Below are 1,783 nucleotides of genomic sequence, written 5' to 3' on the forward strand. Positions count from 1 at the left end.
TCGACCACCATCAGGTGCTGGTGTGCGGCTCGCCCGCGATGACCAGGGCGACCGTCGAGCGGCTGGTGGAGACGGGCACCCCGCGCGGGATCATCCAGTACGAGGGGATCTGACCCGCGGTTCACAAGAGCGGGTCGTGGCGGATGTTCTTGGCGGGCACGCCAACCGACATCAGCCGGAAGCGGGTGGTCTGCACCATCGAGGGTGAGCCCGCGATCTGGATGTCGCAGTCGTCCCACGCGCCGCATTCGGTGACGATCTTGCCGAGCTGTCCGGTCCGCCGCGGCTCGAGACCGGGATAACGCGGTTCGGGCGCGTCCGGCTCGCGGTAGAACCACCACGGGTCCTCGTCGCTCTCGGCGACGGGGGTGACCGTGAGCCAGGAGTGCTCGACCGCGAGCGCGCTGAGGATCTCCAGATCGTAGAGATCGCAGGGGTGGTGGCCGCCGACGAACAGGTGCACCTTCGGATTGCTGCGCCGCTGCGCCATCTCCAGTAACTGCGCGCGCAGCGGCGCGATACCGGTGCCACAACCGACCATGAGCATCTTCCGCTTGGCATTGCGCGCGACGCCGAGCCCGCCGAGCGGGGACCCGAGCAGCCACTGGTCGCCGATCTGCGTCTGGGTGACCATCGCCGGGCTCACCCAGCCGCCCATGATGCTGCGGATGTGGAATTCGATGTCGCCGTGCGGATTCGCGGGCACCGCGGGTGAGAGATACCGCCACATGCGCGGTCTGGAGGGGATCTGCACGCTCATGTATTGGCCCGCCGCGTATTCCATCGGCTGGTCGAGTCGCAGCCGCACGACCGCCAGATTCCGCAGCACCTGCCGGTTCTCGACGACCCGGCCGGTCCACACCGCGGGCGAGGACTCCTGCTGGGCGGCGCCGAGCATGGTGTCGGAGATCAACCGCAGACCCTCGTCCCAGGCGCGGTCGACCTCGTCGGTCCACATCTCGGTGCCCGCGAACTGGCGCACGGCGGATTTGAGCGAGGCGGCGACGGCGACGTAGTGCTCGCCGCGCACGCCGTACTTGCGATGGTCGCGGCCGAGCTGGGACAGGAAGGGCACCAGCTCGTCCGGTTCCTCCAGCTGGTCGAGGGCGTAGGCGATGGCGTTGACCAGGCGGTCGCGCTGCAGATCCATCGAGGCCGGGAACAGATCGCGGATCGGCGGATAGTTGGCGAAGAGAATGGCGTAGAACGCTCGCGCCAGCCGCTCGGGGCCGTCCTCCTCCGCTGCCACCGCCTTGAAGGTCGTTCTGATCAAAGCGACGGTCCGCGAATCCATTTGTGCCACAACCCCATTTCGCACTCGAACACTGACCGTGCCGGCGAGTGGTGTGCTGCGGCGCACTCGACAGCAGCCGATAACCAGAGTGAGTGTAGGCGAGGATCGACGGGCTCGGAACGATACCAATCGACGGCATCCGACGAATTCCGCCGAATCGAGAGCCGCATGAGATTTATTGCCAAATAACAGACCGAAAGATCGAAAAGTTGCCAACAATACAGCAGACTGGTCGGCCGGTTTTCGGTGGCTATATTTCAGCTACCAACATTCCGGCTACCAACATTCCTGCTGTCGGCATTCCAGCTGTCGGCATTCCAGCTGTCGAAGAACGCTCATCGCCGAAAGCTGTCACCGCGCAACGCTTTCACGCACGACGGGGCTCTCACGCACGACGGGCCGGCGCGCACGCGGTGTGCGACCCGGCCCGGCGGGGGGGTGTGTGGGCTCAGCCCTGGTGGCGTGGCGTGCAGCCCCCCAGCGCCGGAA

Annotated in this window: 1 protein-coding gene; it reads right to left on the reverse strand. The window is 66.3% G+C overall.

Features of this window, described 5'->3' with window-relative positions:
* Nucleotides 1-121: 121 nt before the first annotated feature.
* Nucleotides 122-1,294, reverse strand: a complete 1,173-nt coding sequence (locus tag QH283_RS25790) for an FAD-binding oxidoreductase (RefSeq protein ID WP_280505530.1) — start codon at nucleotides 1,292-1,294, stop codon at nucleotides 122-124.
* Between the last annotated feature and the right edge of the window lie 489 nt (nucleotides 1,295-1,783).

The sequence above is a fragment of the Nocardia farcinica genome (genome assembly GCF_029867845.1).
In the GTDB taxonomy this organism is placed as follows: Bacteria; Actinomycetota; Actinomycetes; order Mycobacteriales; family Mycobacteriaceae; genus Nocardia; species Nocardia farcinica_A.

Coding starts and splice junctions, on each gene's coding strand:
- QH283_RS25790 (WP_280505530.1), bottom strand. CDS start 1,294: ATGGATTCGCGGACCGTCGCTTTGATCAGAACGACCTTCAAGGCGGTG.